Here is a 1,004-nt window from a genome sequence, read left to right as displayed (position 1 = left end):
GAAATTTCACGGAAACATTTTTCAAGTTGTTTTCCTTTGCCCCTTTTACCTCGATAAAGCGGTTGTCAGGCTTTCTTCTCTCGGCAGGAAGAGGAATGAATTTTTTCCCTGAAAGATATTGCCCTGTCAGAGATTGATCATCGTTCATCACTTCTTCCGGCGTTCCGGCGGAGATTACTTCTCCCCCGTGTACACCCGCGCCGGGCCCGATATCGATTAAATAATCGGCGGCAAGCATTGTATCCTCGTCATGCTCGACGACGATCAATGTGTTTCCGATATCCCTCATGTTTTTGAGCGTCTCAATCAGGCGGTCGTTATCGCGTTGATGAAGACCGATTGACGGCTCATCAAGGATGTAAAGGACACCGGTCAGCCTTGAGCCGATTTGCGTTGCAAGCCTGATCCGCTGCGCTTCTCCCCCCGACAGAGTGCCGGCTGCGCGGCTGAGCGTCAAATAGTCAAGCCCGACATTGTTCAAGAATCCGAGCCTTTCTTCAATCTCCCGCAAAATGAGGTTGGCGATCTTCATGTCTTTTTCTGAAAGATCAAGTTCACGGAAAAATTGAAGGGCGTTAGCTACCGACATTTCGGTTATCTTACCGATGTGAAGGCCGTTAATCAGCACGGCGAGGGATTCCTTTTTCAGACGGTAGCCTTTGCATGAAGGGCACGGCTGATTAGCCATATATTTTTCCATCAGTTCACGAACATAATCCGAGCTGGTTTCTTTATAGCGCCTTTCGATATTGCGGGTGACGCCTTCGAACTCAATGTAGTTTTCCCGGACTTGTCCGAAGTCGTTTTCATATCTGAAATAAATCTGCTCGCCTCCGCTGCCGTAGAGGATTTTCTCAAGGTGGTGCTTCGGCAGGTCTCTGACCGGAATATCCATATCGATTCCATAGTGGCTGCATACCGCTTCAAGCAGCTTCGGATAATATTGGGAGCTCTGCGGTTCCCAAGGTGCAATCGCATTCTCCTTTAGAGACAGCTCATCGTTT

At 48.8% G+C, this 1,004-nt stretch carries 1 pseudogene; it reads right to left on the bottom strand.

The features are described from left to right. A pseudogene (locus ACWHAR_RS23445) lies at positions 1–1,004 on the bottom strand (excinuclease ABC subunit UvrA); the annotation flags it as partial.

The sequence above is a fragment of the Bacillus sp. LR--39 genome, assembly GCF_053613335.1.
The sequence above is the reverse complement of the archived record's forward strand: the minus strand, read 5'-3'. Positions and strand labels throughout refer to the sequence as shown.